This window comes from Bacillus jepli, assembly GCF_047238305.1.
In the GTDB taxonomy this organism is placed as follows: domain Bacteria; phylum Bacillota; class Bacilli; order Bacillales; family Bacillaceae_L; genus Ferdinandcohnia.
This window is the reverse complement of the sequence record NZ_JBDFMO010000001.1, coordinates 1,467,641-1,486,766: the sequence shown is the minus strand read 5'-3', so window position 1 is coordinate 1,486,766 and position 19,126 is coordinate 1,467,641. Positions and strand designations below refer to the sequence as shown.

The window sequence follows — 19,126 nt, the reverse complement described above, 5'->3', positions numbered from 1 at the left end:
TTTAAAGAAATGGTTTTTAACCAAACAATCCAAATATCTTCTTTGCTTTAATCCTTTCAGGTGTATCTTTTATTACGGTCTTATTCTCTATTAAAAGCTCCGCATTTTCTCTAAAATAGTAATCTACAGCAACTCCGTACTCTTTTACTAGCACATCCAATGCTTCTTTCATTCGAAACGGTCGATTAGATAGATTATGAGCATCTGATGCAAGAAAATGCGTCAAATTGTGTTTAACTAATTGCAGGGTGAACTTCTTAATCTTTTTTCCAAAGTGACCGGTTACACTTGATGTTGTAATTTGTGTGCATGCACCATTTTTCACTAATTTGTATAAAATATCGGGATTTTCTATGATTTCGCTATTCCGTTCAGGATGGACAATTACGGGTGTAAGTCCATTTAATTGTAGATCGAATAATAGCTGTTCCGAGTAGCGAGGTACATGACCGCTTGGGAACTCGATAAATAAGTATTTTCCACCATTATTTAAAGAGAGTATTTCACCCTTCTGATAGTCCTGTAAGAGCTCACCATCGATGCGTGGTTCTTGTCCTGGTAAGATTGTTAGGGGGATTTTCGCTTGAGATAATTCTCTATTTACCATCTCAACTGCCTGTAGAATTTTTTCTTTTGTGTTTTCGTATTCTTTTTTTTTATAATGAGGAGTTGCGATTATTTGCGTAATCCCCTCTTGTACGGCACTTTTCGCCATTTTAATTGTTTCATCTAGGTCTTTTGCCCCATCATCAAGACATGGGAGTATATGACAATGTATATCAATCATACAAATCGCATCCTCTATCCTTTACTTATTTCGACAAGTTATTCTACCAAAATGCTTACAATCGTAATAGTACCACAGTAGTATATCAGAAGAAATGGGTGAATTTTGTCGAACGATGTCATATAAACAAAAAGGAAATATTTACACAAGATAAACACTTCCTTTTCTGTCGATTCCCCACTTACATTTAAATACTATTCTTATTTTTGAGCATAATAATAGTAATATTGACTTTCTGTTCGTTTAATATTGTTCAAGACAACACCTAATAGCTTGGCTTTTGAATTCATTAGGGTCTCTTTTGCCTTAAGAGCTGCTTCTGTTTCCGTTTTCCCACTACTTACGACCATTACAACACCATCTACTTTATTTGCTAATACTTGTCCGTCCGTTACAGCTAATACAGGTGGTGTGTCGAATACAACAACATCAAATAGACCTTTTACTTCATTAAGGAATTGATCCATCGCTTTAGATCCGAGTAATTCGGCCGGATTTGGCGGGATTGGTCCACTTGTTAAGACATATAAGTTTTCCTGATTTGAAGCCTGAACCGCATTTATTAGAGTCTCTTGTCTTGTTAGAACATTCGTTAACCCTGTATGGTTTTCAATTCGAAATGAATAATGAGCTGTTGGTTTACGTAAATCTGCATCGACTAATAATACCTTTTTTCCTTGCTGTGCAAAGACAACGGCAATATTATTCGTTGTCGTTGATTTACCTTCTCCTGGGCCTGAAGATGTGACCATGATTGTTTGCATTTCTTCATCCACTGTCGAGAATTGGATATTTGTACGGATTGTACGGTACTGTTCAGAAATAGGTGATTTCGGGTTCAGCATAGTCACCAAACTACGATTTTGCATTTGGAATTGTTTTCGATTTGATTTTTTACGCGCCAAGAGAATCACCTCTTCCTTTATTTCTATTTTTGCCTGATTCGCTAGCTTTTCTCGTTTCTTCCTCAAGGTCTATTTGAGCTATCGCTCCTAATACTGGAAGCTCCAATAATTTTTCGATATCTTGTTCTGTCTTGATTGTGTTGTCAAGATACTCAAGCAAGAATGCAAGACCTACACCTGCCATAAGCCCAACAACTAAAGCAATCGCCATGTTAAGCATCGGGTTTGGCTTTACCGGCACTGGGTTTTCTGGAATCACTGCTGGTGAAAGGATACTTACATTATCCACATTCATAATCGTTACAATTTCATTTTTAAATACATTGGCCGTTGTATTTGCAACATCTACTGCCATCTGTGGGTCTGTATGCTGAACGGTAATTTTCATCACCTGTGAGTTATTGGAACTGCCAACTGTGATTAGATCACCTAGTGGTTCAGTAAGGTTAAGTTCTTTCTTCACGAGATCTAAAATGGCAGGTGTTTTAATGATTTCGTTATACGTATTAATCAGGTCAATATTCGTTCTGATGTCTGATTGGTTTAAATATGGCTGATCCGAGGCTTTTTGGTTCACTAGAATTTGAGTAGAAGATTGATAGACTGGTGTTAAAAAGAAGAAGCTCACAACACCCACAGTTGCCACTGCTACTGCCGTAATCATAACTATTAACCAAAGACGCTTACGAATCGTCTGGAATATCTCTTTTAAACTAATTGTTTCTTCCATTTTGTCCTCCTGTTTTGTTTGTCGATATAAGTTAAGTCTAAAAGTAATTATAAACAAGGAATTTACAAATATCTACAAAAATCGCATAAATTAATGGCACTTTGTACCTGATCTGTCGATTTGGAATGGAAGGACAGGTTTAGTGACACTGAGTAGGAAGGATTTTTTGAAGGTTGTCGATAGATTTTCTTTTTTACTAGACAAGAAACAGCATATTTTTTTTGGTGTTTATGCTATTTTTAAGAAAACTTTTAGGAAGGGATTTGGTAGAGGTGGCATTCGAATTCATACTAGATGTAGTATTTGGTCCCCGCGAAGTTTTACACGATATGGAATGTTCCGTCTGCGGACATTCTGAAATTTATTATATGCATCCTATTACGAAGAAACAGATTGGCAGAGCGTGCAGTGGTTGCGGATTTTTTCAGAAGTTTTAATGATTTGGAGTTCTAAGGATTCGACCGATTGCATTATTAATTTTTTTTATTTTTCAAGATAAGTGATTAGGATAAATATGGTAGAATAGGTTTAGTTTTAACATTAGTGGGGGTAATTGATTTGAAGAAGAGAAACTTATTTCACCTATTTTTTATTACAAGTTTGGTGATTACATATAGCTCTCCGAGTATTGCGCATGGTGCCTTGAAGCCTATTGATTCATTGGAAAAGGCGATTACGAATCCCACTCCTGCACCGGACCCTGTTCCTGAGCCAAATCCGGAACCTGAACCTATTCCCGAGCCTGCTCCAGAACCTCAGCCTGACCCGGTCAAAGAACCCGAACCCACACCTGATCCTGAACCACAACCTGAGCAAGAGGCAGCTAAGCCAAAACCTGAACCGGAAAAGTCAAAAGAACAGGAAAAGGATCCCATTCCTAAGCCATCTCAACCGGTTGAAGATAAAACTGTAGCGCCGAAGCCCGCGTCAAAAGATACAAATAAAGCGAACACTAAGGAAACCATTACAAAACAACCAGCTAAACCTACATACAATTCGGCTACAACCCAAGAAGACCAAACACCCGCAGCCACTCAAAATGAGGAAAAAGAAATTGAATCCACCAAAGAAGCTGATGTAGAGACTAAAGAAGAGCCTGAAGTGATTGTAGAATCAGAGGAAGAAGCAGTCGAAACAAATACAATGATTAAAACGACGAAGGTAGAGTCTGATAACAGCACGGATATAACATTTATCATCGGTATGAGTCTATTTGGATTATTGCTTCTTGTACTTGCTTCCAGCGGACTTTATATGCTGATTAAACGTCGAAGAAGATATTGAAAAAATATAAGGAAAAGGAATGACCTGTGCGTTGGATCGTTCCTTTTTAGATGGTGAATTTTTTTCAGAGATACGTTAGGTGTATATGCTAAAGGTGAAAATTTCAGCGGAGATTATTGTCCATTTTCGTCTTTCATTTTTTTCATGTTCTGTTCCTCCGAATTGAAAATTTCCCTCCTGCCAATGGACAAGAGGGAAATCGTTCATTTTTATCGTTTGGCGAACTTTCTACGTGTAAACACAAGTGCTGCTCCAAGAGCGAGTAAGATGATTCCGCCTAGTAATAGAGTATAGTTGTTTGTTGCTGTTACAGGAAGCTTATTCTCTTTTGATTCAGTAGACTTGCTATCCTTATCAGGTGTGCTAGGATTCGTTACTTGTTCTGATTTGGCTTCGTCAGATGTCTTGTTGTCTTCTACCGATTGTGGAGCATCATTGTTCTCCTTAACAGTTGCTTCTGTTTCAGGTAGCTTGTTTTCTGGAACTGGTGCCTCAGAAACCACCTTATCATTACTGTCTGCAACTTCAAATACTGCGAAAATACTGAAATGACCTGTTTCTACTGAAACTTTACCGTCTTGATAAACTGCCCCAGGAATTAACTCCCATTCTTCTGATTCTTCATTGAAGTAGAATACTTTTAAATCCTCAGGGTTTGTCACTTGTTCTTCGTTGACATCAAACACTAGCGTAATTGGTACCACAAATGTATGAACCGCTTGTCCATCTGCATAGATTGTAAAGTCATAAACATGACTTGCTGCTCCCTCTACAGATTTCATTTTTTGAACAACTGTTTCGATTTTTTTATCTTCAGGTAGATTGTTCAATGGAATTTGCAATTGAACATTTTGGTTTTCAACAACCAAGTCTGCTCCTTTGTCTTTAAGTGTCTTGACTTGCTCTTTCGTTAATTCAACCTTTGCTGAATCGGCTTTATTAAGGTTCACAACTAGTGTTTCGCCTTTTTCTATATTATTAACGACAACGGTTGGAACTTTGGCAATTCCGTTGTTGATGACAGGCATTGTCACAACTTGAATAGCCTTTGTTCTTACTTCCACTTCTTTACTCGCATCATTTGTACCGTTTGATAAAGCAACAAGGCGAACTTTGTATAAAGTATTGGGTTGCAAGTTTTTAATCGTGATTTCTGTTGCATTTTTATCAAGCATTGCATACTCATGACCATTTACATATACCCAATACCTTCTAACTGATTCTTTGTTTTCAACCTTCCAAGATACTTGGATTTGATTTTCAGTTACCTTGGTATTTTCAATTGTAACGCTTGGATTCTTATATTCAGGTTGTTCTGGTTCTGGCTGTTCCACTGGTGGTTGTTCTTCACCTGGTTCTTCTACTGGTGGTTGTTCCTCGCCTGGTTCTTCTACTGGCGGTTGTTCCTCGCCTGGTTCTTCTACTGGCGGTTGTTCTTCACCTTCTTCAACATAAATCACCGTTATTTCTCGATCTAATAAGGTCTGTATGAAATTCATGACATCAGAACCTTCTATCAAATCCAATGAGTTATTGTATACAGTTGCAAAATATAATCGTGGGAGTTCTAATAAGACAGAAATATCCTCTACTTGATTATTAGAAAAATCCAGTTCTGCTAACGCTCTCAAATTCTTTAAAACACTAATGACTTTAATCTTATTTTCCCCTAATAATAAGGTTCTAATATTTGTTAAAGTCGATAATGCGGAAATATCTTCTACTTCATTATTAGAAAAATCCAGTTCTGCTAACGCTGTTAAATCTTTTAAAGCACTAATATCTTCAATCTTATTACCTCGAAGTGTTAAGGTTCGTAATTTCTCCAATCCACTCAAAGGTGTAATATCAGAAATATTGTTTGAATTTAAATAAAGATTTGATAGATTTGTTAGGTTTGATAACAGTTCGAGATTTTCAATCTTATTACCACTTAAATCTAAAAATGATAAATTTCCAGCCTTTTCTAGACCAGATAAATCAGTAATACCTCTATGTTCAGCTATTAGTGAATATAACATCTTAAGATCACTTTGATATAATTCACGTGAATAAATGAGTAATTCCTTACGGACAGCTTCTTCTAATGCAGGGTCTGCAAATGTAACAATATCTCCAGATGGAAATGCCTTTGTATTTAAATACCCATGAGTAGTTGACCAAATTAACCCTTTTGCATCAACTGCTTTGACAATTACCTCGTAACCTGTGTCCGGTAGCAAATCTGAAAGTGTATAGCTTTCTCCAGGTAAAAACTCTCCTAAGAGTTCATCTCCGATATATACTTGATAATTTTTTACACGATCCTCAACTTTCGGAAAATCAACCGTAAATGTACCTTCAGATTCTGTTAAACTTGTGAAGTTAATTTGATTTTCCCATGAAAATGTCCAATCCACTTCTACTTTATTTTCAAGTAGATGTTCGATTACATTCATCGTATCGTTACTAAATTCCTCCCCATTTCCGAAGAGTGTAACATATTGTAAGTTCGGAAGTTGTTCTAATACCTTGAAATCAGTAATTTCGTTCTCATTTAAACTAACCGTTTTTAACTTTGATAAATAAGCGAGTGATGATATATCGCTAATTTCATTGCCACTAAGGCTGAGATCTTCTAAATTATACGCAAATTCCAAGCCTGAAAGATCCTTAATACCTTCAGTCCAAGCATTCAATCTATAAAGATTATTCATGTCACTTGCACGAACTTCTCTATCCACAATGCCTAATTCTCTTTTTACTACAGACTTAAGAGTTTCATCTTTGAATGGAATAACCTTTCCCGTTGGAGCAGGCTGAGTAGTAGCGGATCCTAAGACTTTCACAACACCGCCATCTTGATTTACAATTTCAACTTTTAGTGTATAATCCGTTTCCGGCTGGAGTCCGATATATGTAAATTGGAATACATATATATTATCAATTTCTGTGATTAGTTCATCATTTAAGTAAACCTTGTATTTTTCTGCTTCGCTATGATTAATATATCGAAACCACTCCACAGTTGCAGTTGAATCCGTTACACCTTTAACACTCAAATAATTTGATGATAGTGCTTCCTCAACTGGATTTTCGACAGCCTCTTCATTTAATGCTGTTTCTTCAGACACTTCACTTTCTTGTTGTACCGTTTCCGTTTCTGTTTGGTCTACTTGTTCATCTGAAGGCAGCTCTTCAGATGCATACGCTGTTTGGCCTGTAAACGGATTACTAATAGAAAATAACATGATTAGCACTAATGGCATCTTAATCCACTTGCGTTTTTTCACTCTAGTTCCCCTCCTGGTAAATTATTAAAATATTTGTCGAAAAATACCAACTAGGTTATTATATACCATTTTTTATAAATTTTGAATATTTTTTAATGCTAAATACCTAGATTGAAAATGGTAATAAGGAACTATGTTGCTTGTATCAAATGGATTCATGAAATTATCCACTTGAACAGCATATGATAAGATTGGACGATTGGATTTTTAAAAAGAAAAAATAATAGACCAAAGGTGATTCCGTTGGTCTATTACAGGTTATGTAGGTTATTCCTATAGCTTTATAGTTTAGCTATGTAATTGATTGCTTCACGCTCATGGTAATGCATTTTTGACTCAATTTGAGATTTGAGTTTTTGGGAGAGACAATCCTCTAATAGGGTTCTATTCTTGTTAAATTGCATGCTGTGCCAATAGTATTTCGCTTTGTAAATTGCTTTTTTCACACATATTCCCCTTTCGATTTTGTGAACACAAATCGACGGAGCCTCGTGTTCGGAAACTGGCTGGCATAGTCCAATAGACCGTAGCCCCTTTAGTTTTGCGTCATCATTTTTCAATGATTTTGCCATTTCGTACGATTTATGTATGCTTCTTATTTACTATAGAATAGTGCGCGAATCTATTAAAAGGGTCTTTTGACCTATTTTTATAGTAAATAGTACTTTGGTATTGGAAGGTTGTTGGTTTTTGTCGAAATCGGAGCCAAAGGGACGGTTCGAATCCACTGAAAAAGTCCCTATATTTATAATAAAAAAGCTTCACAACTATGCTGCCATTTGAAAATCAAAAGTTTTTTCTTCATTTTTGAAATAAATGTCATTTATTTGCGGAAAAGATGGTTTTTTAGAGGATAGTATCTTGGCTATCCTCTTTAAATTAACTGCTAATGCAGTTAATTTTGCTTGTAAAGACATGCTTCTTAGACCGTACCCCCTGGCACGATCTAACCCGTGGAAATTTTTCATTTCGCCATTTTTCCATTCTTGGCAAGCTCTTTCCTTATATTTTTCTTTGATTTCTTCGGTCTTTTTTTCCTGGCTGTATTCATAAAACTCTGGTGTATTAATACTAACCTCTAACAATTTACCGACTCTTTTTTCCTTTATGCACAATTCCCTTAATGGACAATTTCTACATTGTTCTTTTTCAAAGGAATATTTATAGTATTCTTTTCCCCGTTTATCTTTGTAGTATTTCTTTTTTTCTGTTTTATTTCCTTGAACGCAAAACCATTCATCGGAATCCTTATTGTAGCTAAACCTTTCTTCATCTAACCGGTAAGACATCGCACTTACAGGTATATAAGGTTTTGCCCCAATTTGTTTGATTTGATCCAATATGGGCTTTTTAAAATAAAAGGGTTGCCTTAAAGGTGTTTGCCTCGGAATGAGTAGTATCAATACTAATACCGGCATCTTTAATAATGCCTTTTTCTACACATTGTTCTACAACTTTTAATATGATTTCATCTAATGTGACATCTTGCAATCTATGTACTCTGAACTTTGCTAATAAACTAGGATGTGGTAAATCATCTTCTGGGTTTATCCCGAGAAAATACATATAGGCAAGGTTTAATGATGCATCTTCTATAACTCTCTCGTCAGATAATTTATAAAGATGTTGAAGAACCAGTAATTTGACCATCATTTCTGGTTCTTTGGCTGGTCTTCCATAATATTTAGAATATGAATCTTCAAGTAGCTCATTAATAAAACTAAAATCTACTGCTTCGTCCATTAGCTTAAGGATGTGATTATCCGGTATTTTATTGTATAATATTGAGTACATGCTTAATTGTTTTCTGCTTTTAAGCATAAAAAATCCCCCTTTTTGGTGATAGTTTTTCGACAACTCTATTTTACCAAAATCGGGGGTTTTTTGTATTTTTTTATAAAAACCTACGTTTTCCAGTTATTTAGAAACGTTTTTCAGTGACCTCGGACGGTTCCACTGGTCCCCTTGCTTAAGACTAGGATAATGGGGAATTGCGCGATGAATGGTGATATTTGCGCTTTATTTTGGAGAATTGCGTGTTATTTTTAGGAATTGCGCTTTAAGCTGGTATAATTGCGCGATAATGATTTTCCCAGAGCTCCTTATCCAGCGAGACATGCACAAAAATACTAGCAACCAAAATTGATTGCTAGTATTTGACGTAGGTTGTAGGATTTAAAATTGCTGATTGTTTTGTTGCCTGAGTAATCAACTGCGACAACATTTACTTTTTGGTTTTTGCTTGAATATCTAAATTTGTGTCTCCATTTTGCTATTTTTGTCTATTTTAGATTTTGGCTGTGTCTTTATAGAAGGATTACACCTTTGATAAAATTTTTTTTAAAAAAAGGAGAACCTCCTCTATCTCAGGAAGATTCTCCAATTCTTATATGGGATATTGATTACTCAAAAACCACCTTAAGCTTAACTTCTAGTCTTTGGGACGGCTCAGAATTAGATACGTTCACAGGCAGTTTGAAAAATTCACTGTACAAGGTAGTTGTACCGGGTTTTTTATAGTTTTCAAAATTAAATGGTCGAATATCCCATTTCAAATCAACCTGATGTTCTTGACCGGCAGAATCCACAATTGTCGCTTGTTTTGGGAGTGCTGCATTAAATTCATCAAATGTGATATTTGATGGGACTTTTAGGTCGTTCAAAGTTTTAATTTCTTTTAATGTAAGATCTGATTTTAATACAATTTTTGCATATTCTTTTTTATCTTTTGTAATGACAAATGGATTATTTGCTGCATCATAAATTGTTTCTTTGTATACCTCCCCAAGCTGAATTTCCTTCACACTCATTCCATTTGTCATATCGAAATGGATTGTGTATTCACCTACTGGGATATCTTTCATCTCATAGGTATATTTACGATTCGAAGGACTAGTTCCAGCCGCGTATTCTTTCCCAGTCTTCTTATTTTTTAATTTGAAATTTGTAATATTCTCAAAGTCAATCGTATTTTGAGATGATGTGGTGTCCTTATATAAAGTGAGTTGTGCATTACCAAAATCAACTATAACAGGTTCTGGATCGACTTGAGTTGCCACTACCTCTAATCTGATGTTACCTGTTTTTCCTTGGAACGCGATATCATTATCACCATGCTCCCACTCTACAAAGACCTTGAATTTTTCTTCGTCGTTTTGAGGTTTAAATTTTCTTTCGAAAGCTACATCTTCCCAATTTCCATCAACCAATCTTTGTAATGTTAAAGCGACAGGAGAGGTTGTACCCTCTGGGAAAAGGTCTCCACTCGGTGAAAGTTTTACCTCATATTCTACTGGCAGCTTGGTGTTATTTCTTTGAATGTCGAAGCTGTAAACTTCTTTTTTCTCCATACCTGGGTAAAGCTCTTCATCTAAGTCAAAATTTTCATCAGCAATCGTTTTCCCATTTGCACCTACAACATCAACATCGAATACGGAAGCTTTCGCAACGTTATTATCACTTGTAAAGCTCTTCGAAAAGTATGCTACTGTTCCTATTACTGTTGCAACTGTTACAAGAACCAGAGCTGAGATTAAGATAAAAATTGTATTCCTTTTCAAACTAAACACCCCTACCTTATTTTTTGGACTTCTCTACTTCGAATTTCTAGAATTCTACTATTCTATTTTTAAAATTACTCAATCACCTCCGTACCATTGGCTTTTTTATTTTGAACTTTAAGGGGAATTGTTGAATTTCATTGTCTTGAATTCTTGCCCTCTAAAGTTAAAACCTATAAATTGTTCCTAATAAAGAACGTTTTAACAACACTTATCCACCCTATTAAATAAAAATGGGTCAAACTTGTTTTTTGATCGAAATAAATTTCACTCTTTTTATTAGGAAAAATACAAGGATTACTCCACCAATTAAAAATAAGCCCCATGTACTGTTAAACACGTTCGTAACATAGCCAACCTTTGGGATGTGATATTTTAAAGTCCCCACTAGCTGATTTGGTGATACTAATTCCTGATCATTTATATTGTTGGCGTCACCTTTTGTTTGAAACGATCTATCTCCCCCATTTGTGACTATATCCACTACTCTATGGGTTACAAAGGTTTGCTGTCCTTTTTGATATGTAATTACATCATTCACTTTCACTTGATAGCGATCTATTACATTTACGAAGATGATATCTCCAGGCTCTAATAACGGGTCCATACTTCCAGATAGGACGGTCATTATTTTATAGCCAAAAATAGAAGGTGGTTGCCCCTGCTGATTTTTTGATAATAATAATGATAGTATGATTGCAATTGTGATCATTAGAAAAACTAGAAACGCAATATTACCTAACCAGTTAACTATCTTTTTTCCCATTTCATAGAACACACCCTTTAAAGGTTAGGGTAATTCTTAATAAAGAACACTGTAACTCGATTATAACTACTTTTTTTCTGTTGGACAAGGGACAATATTAATAGTTTGTTCTTTATTGTGTTTTACATTATGCGTATAATCTAAAAAAAGACCAGCAACCGAATTGATTGCTAGTCTCATAGTTTTAGTTTTTCTTGTTTCCTGTAGTTCCGTTGTTGCCTTTGCTTCCGATTTTGACTTCGTTTGTTGTGACATTACCAGCGTAGTCTACTGCTACTACTGTTACGGTTTGGGCTTTTGTGAGCTCATTTGCAAAGACATGTTCTGTTTCGCCGTTTACGTATGGTGCCTCTGTGACTGGTTTACCATCGACGTATACATCCCAGTATGCTATGCCACTTGTTTTGTCGGAGACGTCAACTGTGATTGTTTTACCGTCTTTACCTAGTTTTGTTTTTACCTTCGGTGTTGTTACGTCCAGTTTTACTGGGATTATCAGTGTTTGCTCTGCTGCACCTTCATAGTCAAGAGTTGCTTCTGCCTGTAAGAAATATTGACCTTCTGGTACAACCTTGCCATTTTTGCCGGTTCCATCCCACGTCCAGTCAGAGATTAAGTAGTACATTTGACCTTGTCCACCGTCGTAGTGGTTTTTACGAACAAATTCTTCAGATACTATTTCTTTTACAAGCTTGCCCTTTTTGTCTAATACACTTAAATTAAATTCTTTTGCATTTCGGAGAAACGATAACAGATAGGTTGCATTGTCGTTAGCTCCATCTCCATTTGGAGAGATAGCAATTAGATCTGTATCTATCTTTCCTGCTTGATTGACACCTAAGTATTTGTAGCTGCTACCACTCACATGGGACATGATACCAGTTGTTCCGTAGTATGCTGTATCATCCCAAACAGGTGCATCAAAAATTGGCGCTGCATTCCAGTCACCTTTAAAGCCTACATAAGGTACAACTAAGTCTGGATTCGTATCCGTTGGGTCAGTTAGTTTTACAAATCCTTCTAACCAATAGCCATTTGTGAAAATTGATTTTAAATCCTCATCCCACTCACTTACATCTACAGATACATCAAATGTTTTCGTTCCATTGGCAGGTACTTCGATTGTGCTTGTTGCTTGACCGTTAACTGTTGTAATTCCGCCTAAATCAATTGCGCCAAACATGTTAGGAGCTGAAACATATACTCCGCCGCCATTAACAGGCGCATCCGTTTGAGCACTTGCAGTTACCTCATACGTAGCAGTTTCATCAGACAAGTTTTCAGCTGTTAAAGAGAATGTGACAACATTGTCTTTTACTTCTTTAAGAGCTACCTTTGATTCGCCTGTGTTTGATTCAGTGACGATAACAGGTGTTGTTAATGCTGCATGAAGCTGCATTAAACCAGCACCTTGACGACGCGGTGAAACTGGTGCTCCTTCAAAGTCTACCGGACTAGCTGTGTTCATTAAGAATTTTTTTGCAAGCTCAGATCTTGCTGCACCTTCAAGTGCGAATTCAGAGTCTACACGTTCTAATACCAATGCCGAACCACCTGATACGTGTGGAGCTGCCATTGATGTACCACTCTTAATCGCATATTTGTTGTTATTGATTGTTGAGTAAATTTGCCCTCCTGGAGCTGTGATTTCTGGTTTGAAATCAAGGTTTGGTGTAATTCCCCAAGATGAGAAGTCACTCATTTTTCCCGCATTTGTGTTTGGAATGGACATTTGATCTCCGTCAAATGAAACGGTAACCGTTTGACCACCTTTAAGTGCCGCAGCAAAGCGATCGCCATCTGCTTTTAACATAAATAATTGTGGAATTGTAATGGCTGCATCAGATGCCATGCTCACTGTTCCATCTGTGTTGTTATAGATGAATACACCAGCAGCACCTGCATTCTGTGCGTTTAATGCTTTATCGACAAAGCCGATTGAACCACGTTGAACGAGTGCGTATTTGCCCTCTAGATTTTTACCAACAAAATCTTCAGGAGTTCCAAGGCCAGCGTCTACTAATTCATAGCTTGTCCCACCTTCTGGTTCTGTTTGACCAGCAGATAAATACATTACCTGAGATGGTTCACCTTCGCCCACTTGTACGCTGACTGCGTCAACAATCATATTCGTATTTTCATAGGATGCCACCTGAAGTGAATCATAGGAAACACCTGGTGAGCCTACTAACCCATAGTCAGGGTTTGAAGCATACGGATAAAAATAACCATTTCCAAAATACGTGGAGTTACCAGCTGAAATGGACATAACCACTCCATTATCAACGGCACGTTTAACCGCTTGTTGCTCAGGAGATTCCGCATCTACGAATCCCGCTGTAGACCCAAGACTCATGTTAAGAACGTCTGCACCTAGCTTAATTGCATCGTCAATTGCTTTAATGTAAATATCACCGTAAGTAGTTGCTACATTTTCACCAAAAACACGTAATGCAAGTAATTGCGCTTCTGGAGCAACACCTTGGATACCACCATTTTCTTCGTCACCGTTTGCCGCTACTGTTCCAGCTACGTGCATACCGTGCATATTTGTATCTGCATTTACATCGACAATGTGATCATTGTTATCCATGTAGTTCCAACCGTAAGGAACTTTTTCCGTCCAGAACTTTCCTGGTAGGGTATACTCAGAAATGGCATTGTTGACGTCTGCCTCTGATAAGTCAGCCTTGGAGCTGTCGGTTAAAACAAGATCCTTATGAGAAGGGTCGATACCAGAGTCGATAATTCCGACAATCATGCCTTCCCCTTTGTAGCCAAAGTCACGCCAAACTTGTTGTGCTTCAACTAACTCTTTACTGTATTTCATGTCTGCTTCTTCTTCTGGAAGCTCGTACTCAGTTGCGATGTAGACATTTTTTACTTCAGGGACTTCTTTTAGTTTTGCGATATCCTCGTACTTCACTTTTCCACTGAAGCCATTTACGATCGCATCGAATTCTTGCTCATACTTGATGTTTACTTTTTTTCCTTTAATTTTATCTTTCGCTGCTTTTTGTTTGTTCTTTGCAGCTTTTTCTAGTTGCTTTCTTTCCCCTTTTGAAAGTTGATCGTACTTTTTACCTTTTTTTGTCGCTACTTCAACCGGAGCATCTCCGTCCATTTCGACAACAACGCGCACCTCTTGGTCTGGATCAATATTCGGTACATCTGTTGCTTCTCTGTTTACGATGTCGCTCGTCGGCTTCTGTGCATCTAGTTGGTTTGGTGTAAACCCAGTAAACGCAAAAGCGCTACCACTAAACGCAAGTAGTAAAACTAATAATAATGCTGAAATTTTCTTAGCCATTTTCATCCTCCCTTTATAAATCTACGAAAACTGAAAAAAAGTCACCCTACTCGAAAATTTCGACACTAAAACGTTACAAAATTTTCTGGGTATTCACACTATACTAAATTACTATTTCTGGGACTAGCACTAAAAGTCATAGTCAAATTAGGCTAAAAACGGGATATGACCTTGTTGGTATTTGTCGATTTAGGAGAATTGGAGGGGATGGGTATAGGAGAATGGTTGTATACAGGGTCAAACACATTGAAGCTGTAGTAGGGTAAAGGGATGAATTGCTGTGGGTACCGGGGACCATGGGGACGGTTCTAGTGGTTCCTATTTTGAAATAATAAATGCCAGTCACCAGCCAAATTACATTACTGCGGTGACTGGCATGAGGGAACTTTTTAATCAGAAGTTTCTATCCACCAACCCGCTATATTTATTCCTTTGTAGTGCACTTCTTTTCCGCTGCTATCTTCGTAAGAAAAGTAACCAGTCGCGAAGAGGAGATACCAGTTTGTGTAGTCACTGATTATCGGAACGACTTCCGAAGTTGTAACCAAGTTTTCTTTTTCATCTATATAGGTTGACACCTTTACGCAATCAAAGCCGCTTGGGCAATAAAGTTGTTTGTTTTGAGTTATCCAATGCTGAAATGAACCCGGATGAGTTGGGACTCTTAAGATGTAGAATAGAATGGCGAAGATCAAGAATCCAACCACAAAACTTTTCAATCGGTCCTTTTTTTGTACCAAACTAATAAGATTAATAGCTAGTAATGAGGTATAAAAAAACAACCAAAGTAAAAGTTCTTCCTTTTAAAAAAATCCATTCGAGGATTAAAATCATCATGCTGAATCCTAGGAAGTTTAAACATTGATTGAATGCATGTTTTAATAATTCCAGATTAATTTCGAATTCCTCGAATATGAAAAATACAATTTTCATTGTGCACCTCAGCCGTTGTGTTTATAGTTTTAATTCACTTGCTTCCTGTGAATTGTTATGATTCGAATAGTTTAATAGAATTTCAATTGATTTAATTAGTGACATGTTTATTTGTGTCATTCGCGTTGTCTAACAGCATTTCCATTGAATCGCGCAAAATGGAAGAGACAGTTTCTGTTACCATTTTGACTTTGTGAGTTGCAGTCTTTTAGCTGGAATACAAACCAACCCACTTCATCTATATATTGTAAGGTTGGAATAACTTCTTAGATTAAATCCTGATTATTCCCCACTAAAAATTTCTTTCACCTGCTTAAGGGTCTGCTCGTCCTCATCATAATCATCTGTTAACTCCACATGAGTGTATAAATCGTTTATGAATTCCCCAAAGGATTCAACTAGTTTTTTCAAATTGTTGACAAAGCAGTAATATAATGCACTATTTAACCATCTCTGATTACGTATTTTCCCATATTTTTCCGAAATTACAATAATTACAAAAACCATCTTGGATATTATAGACCAGAAATTAGAAAATTAGAATAAAAATCAACAAATTTTTAACATATCCAAGAGAAATGAAACTCGGGTGGTCTGGGAACCATAGCGACGTCCCTCGTCCCACTAGCATTTAATCTTTTTACCGCACAAAAATTAAATGAAATAATGAGGAAAAAGAAGATAGAACTAGATAAAGAACGGAAATTGTTCGTTATATTGAATTTTTGCCCGTTTTTCCCATTTTTCAATCTAGTACTTTTATCATATACTATGCTTAACAGTTCATTATAAAGAACAAAAACAAACGATATAATGGACAAGTCTAAATATGAAAGGACAGGTGATATGAAAAAGATACTAGTACTCTTTTTGCTACTTTCTCTAATCATTGGTACAGCAACAGCATATGCAGACTCTCAAATTCGTACTACATTCTCAAATTTGCACAGCAATTTTAGAACTAATAACATTGCTTCAGTCATAGGAACACAAGCTACAAGACTACAGAACATCATACTAGAACAACAGAGAGCATTAAAAATGGAAGCTATTTCAGAGATCGAGGCATTTTATCTTTCTGTGAATGGAAAGGTCCTAGAGAAAATCGAGAACTATCAACAATCATCTCAGGCCCAATTAGCCGATGCTAAACACTCCTTAGAAAAAGAAATTAACTTACGTGATTATCATAAAGCCCCCATACAACAAGAGTTGGAGCAAGAAATTGAAACAATTGTTGCAGAAGTTTTAGGTCAATAAGGTTTTAAAGGATTTACATAGTAGATTCTTAAAATAAAAAAATACCATTAGGAGAGGATGTTTTAAAATGAAAAGAAAATCAGTAAAAGGTAAAGTAATCGCAGGAGTAGTAGCAGTAGGATTAGTATCAGGTTTTGGAGTTGCTGCTGCAAACACAGATATCGGTGGTAAGTTACAGTCTTGGTACGATGGACAATTTGGTGCTGCAAAAGCAAGTATGGTAGATGATGTTGGTGGACATGTTGCTGGCAAATTCAATTCCCTTGAAAAAGAATACAACAACGGAAAAGAAGCAACTAAAAATGCTATTAACAGTGAAAGAGATAGCAAAATTTCAGGTGCGACAACCTCTATCAGCGATACTAAGGATCAATATTTAGCAGACTTAGAGAACCGTCAGGCTACTATCGAAGGGCAAATTGAAAGTCAATTTGCTGGCTTATTTGCCGAAGCAAAGGGATTGATTGACGGAGCTGGTGCAGTAGCATATAACTATGCAAAAGATGACTTTACAAAATTGACAGGCAAAACAGGCACAGCCGCATTAGGTCAAGTAGAAACAGAAATAAATGCAGCTAAAGATTCAGCGGTCAGCGAACTAGAAGCGGCTATCGCTCAAGCAAAACAAGAGTTGCAAGCCCAATTAGACAGTGAAGAAGCTGCTACTACTCAAGAAATTAAAGATGCTATCGATTATAAAATTAATGAATTACGTGGAAAGTTAGGAACTCTAGTATCAGGATTAATCAAAACACAAAAAGGGCTTATTGCTAAAAAGGCTGATGAACTAGAAGCTCAAGCAATTGCTGCACTTGATCAAGCTGCTGACTTTAAATAAACAATTCAGATTTACCCAAGGGGTCTCATCTATTGAGACCCTACTGTTTACATAAGGAGTGAGTATCATTGGATTGTAGAAAAGAAAAGTTTAAAAAAAGAAAACCCTCAAAACAAATGAAATTCCTAGTTTGTGCTCTATTTCTATCCTTCGGGATCGCAAGCAGTATCAATATTGCATTTGCAAATGAAAACATTCAGCTGATGCTTCAGAACTGGTTTAATCAACAAAAGGCAAACTCCATTGGAATCATCGAATCTGCTATTATGTCCGAAAAAGAAAGACAAGTAATGCTTCTAAAGGAAGAGGTACAAAAAAAAATTAATGATGCAGAACAGCAATTAGCGGAGTTTACCGAAACAGAAAAAGAAGCACGAATTCGTACAATACAAACCCATGCAAATCAACTAATACAAAACATGACAATCAATACTATTGAAGAACAAACTGCAATTACCACTCAATTGGATTATGTTCTAACAGAAGCGATTAATCGAATGAACGAAATAAGTACTTCAATTTCCCCAACAGAGCCTATCATAGTCGAATCAGCAACAGAAAGTAATCCACCAGAAAAGATGGAACCGCCTGTCAATGAGCCATCAGAAGGTACTGAATCAGCCGGCGCTAGCCATTAAATCCAATAATAACGAGGTATATAAATAGGCATGAATACAAAGAGCAAAACAATTCATATTCACGAGATTCAGACAGAAAACAATGTTAAAGCTAGATCCACTATGTTTAGTTGGCTAAGATACTTACTCATACTATTATTCGTTTACTTCATTTTCCACTATGCGCTTGGGATTACAGTAATTAGCGGAAACTCGATGAATCCAACTTTACATAACAAGGATATTATTCTAACAAATAATATATTTTATGAAGCAGAAAGAAATGACATTGTAGTCATTCAAGACGCCAGTGGATTTGATATTATAAAACGAATTATTGCTTTGCCAAATGAAACGATTGAAATAAAAAATGGTATTGTTTTTGTAAATGGAGAGCCAATAAAAGAAAACTTCGTAATAGGCGTTTCGACCGATATGCCCAAAATACTAGTTGAAGAAGGAACTTATTTTGTCATGGGTGATAATCGAACACCTGGAGAAAGTCTGGATAGCCGAAGCACCGATTTTGGTCTCATTTCAGCAACACATATTAAAGGAGAGGCTTTTTTTTCAATAAAACCGTTTAATCCCCTGTAAGTCCCTCTTATAAAACTGAGAATCAATGTTACGCGGGTCAAGTTAATGAGGTACACTGAGTTCGAGGAGGTATTGCATCTTTCCTGAAGATATTTGCGTTATATTTTGGTGTTTTCAGCTTTTTAGTGGAGCGGAATTGTACTTTATTTTGTAGAATTGCGCCTATGGTAGAAATACTTGCGTTCTAGCCATTTGGCGACATATCTTATAAATTCACCAATCGAGTAGGAGGCTAACCATTAGTTGATTAGCCGACCTCTCACACCA

General features: G+C 36.6%; 13 protein-coding genes, 1 pseudogene and 1 riboswitch. Of the genes and pseudogenes, 5 read left to right on the top strand and 9 right to left on the bottom strand.

What is annotated here, in order from left to right; all coding sequences use genetic code 11:
• Positions 1 to 16: 16 nt before the first annotated feature.
• The 3 genes from ABC371_RS07440 to ABC371_RS07430 form a co-directional block, all read right to left on the bottom strand.
• Complete coding sequence (locus ABC371_RS07440) at positions 17 to 787, bottom strand: tyrosine-protein phosphatase (protein ID WP_412896208.1); 771 nt, start codon at positions 785 to 787, stop codon at positions 17 to 19.
• A gap of 200 nt (positions 788 to 987) precedes the next feature.
• Complete coding sequence (locus tag ABC371_RS07435) at positions 988 to 1,692, bottom strand: CpsD/CapB family tyrosine-protein kinase (protein WP_412896207.1); 705 nt, start codon at positions 1,690 to 1,692, stop codon at positions 988 to 990.
• On the bottom strand, positions 1,682 to 2,422 hold the full coding sequence (locus ABC371_RS07430) for a YveK family protein (RefSeq protein WP_412896206.1): 741 nt from the start codon (positions 2,420 to 2,422) through the stop codon (positions 1,682 to 1,684). The genes ABC371_RS07435 and ABC371_RS07430 overlap by 11 nt, the downstream gene beginning before the upstream one ends.
• Before the next feature lie 558 nt (positions 2,423 to 2,980).
• Here ABC371_RS07430 and ABC371_RS07425 point away from each other — a divergent pair.
• Complete coding sequence (locus tag ABC371_RS07425; RefSeq protein WP_412896205.1) at positions 2,981 to 3,706, top strand: hypothetical protein; 726 nt, start codon at positions 2,981 to 2,983, stop codon at positions 3,704 to 3,706.
• Positions 3,707 to 3,915: 209 nt separating this feature from the next.
• On the opposite strand, the gene ABC371_RS07420 is transcribed toward ABC371_RS07425, so the two are convergent.
• The 6 genes and pseudogenes from ABC371_RS07420 to ABC371_RS07395 all read right to left on the bottom strand — a co-directional run bounded on the left by ABC371_RS07420 (position 3,916) and on the right by ABC371_RS07395 (position 15,333).
• Positions 3,916 to 6,978, bottom strand: coding sequence for a leucine-rich repeat domain-containing protein (locus ABC371_RS07420; RefSeq protein WP_412896204.1), 3,063 nt, complete (start codon positions 6,976 to 6,978; stop codon positions 3,916 to 3,918).
• A gap of 494 nt (positions 6,979 to 7,472) precedes the next feature.
• Positions 7,473 to 7,558, bottom strand: a riboswitch (cyclic di-GMP riboswitch).
• Positions 7,559 to 7,823: 265 nt separating this feature from the next.
• Positions 7,824 to 8,799 (bottom strand): annotated as a pseudogene (locus ABC371_RS07415) (transposase); the annotation flags it as partial.
• Between the two features lie 581 nt (positions 8,800 to 9,380).
• Positions 9,381 to 10,538, bottom strand: coding sequence for a hypothetical protein (locus ABC371_RS07410; RefSeq protein ID WP_412896203.1), 1,158 nt, complete (start codon positions 10,536 to 10,538; stop codon positions 9,381 to 9,383).
• A gap of 238 nt (positions 10,539 to 10,776) precedes the next feature.
• Entirely contained in the window at positions 10,777 to 11,304 is a 528-nt protein-coding gene (locus tag ABC371_RS07405) for a signal peptidase I (RefSeq protein ID WP_412896202.1), read from the bottom strand.
• Between the two features lie 184 nt (positions 11,305 to 11,488).
• Complete coding sequence (locus ABC371_RS07400) at positions 11,489 to 14,614, bottom strand: S8 family serine peptidase (protein WP_412896201.1); 3,126 nt, start codon at positions 14,612 to 14,614, stop codon at positions 11,489 to 11,491.
• Between the two features lie 389 nt (positions 14,615 to 15,003).
• Positions 15,004 to 15,333 carry a hypothetical protein gene (locus ABC371_RS07395; RefSeq protein ID WP_412896200.1) on the bottom strand — a complete coding sequence of 110 codons (330 nt, stop codon included), beginning with the start codon at positions 15,331 to 15,333 and terminating at the stop codon, positions 15,004 to 15,006.
• 1,060 nt (positions 15,334 to 16,393) lie between these two features.
• Here ABC371_RS07395 and ABC371_RS07390 point away from each other — a divergent pair.
• From ABC371_RS07390 to lepB, 4 genes are all read left to right on the top strand, one after another.
• Positions 16,394 to 16,807 (top strand): hypothetical protein, encoded by a 414-nt coding sequence (locus ABC371_RS07390; RefSeq protein WP_412896199.1) that lies wholly within the window; start codon positions 16,394 to 16,396, stop codon positions 16,805 to 16,807.
• A gap of 67 nt (positions 16,808 to 16,874) precedes the next feature.
• Positions 16,875 to 17,645: a hypothetical protein gene (locus tag ABC371_RS07385; RefSeq protein ID WP_412896198.1), complete on the top strand. Its 771-nt coding sequence runs from the start codon at positions 16,875 to 16,877 to the stop codon at positions 17,643 to 17,645.
• A 68-nt stretch (positions 17,646 to 17,713) separates the two neighbouring features.
• The gene (locus ABC371_RS07380; protein ID WP_412896197.1) at positions 17,714 to 18,283 is read left to right on the top strand and encodes a hypothetical protein; all 570 of its coding nucleotides are present in this window, start codon (positions 17,714 to 17,716) and stop codon (positions 18,281 to 18,283) included.
• A 30-nt stretch (positions 18,284 to 18,313) separates the two neighbouring features.
• Positions 18,314 to 18,859: a signal peptidase I gene (gene lepB / locus ABC371_RS07375; RefSeq protein WP_412896196.1), complete on the top strand. Its 546-nt coding sequence runs from the start codon at positions 18,314 to 18,316 to the stop codon at positions 18,857 to 18,859.
• Positions 18,860 to 19,126: the final 267 nt, after the last annotated feature.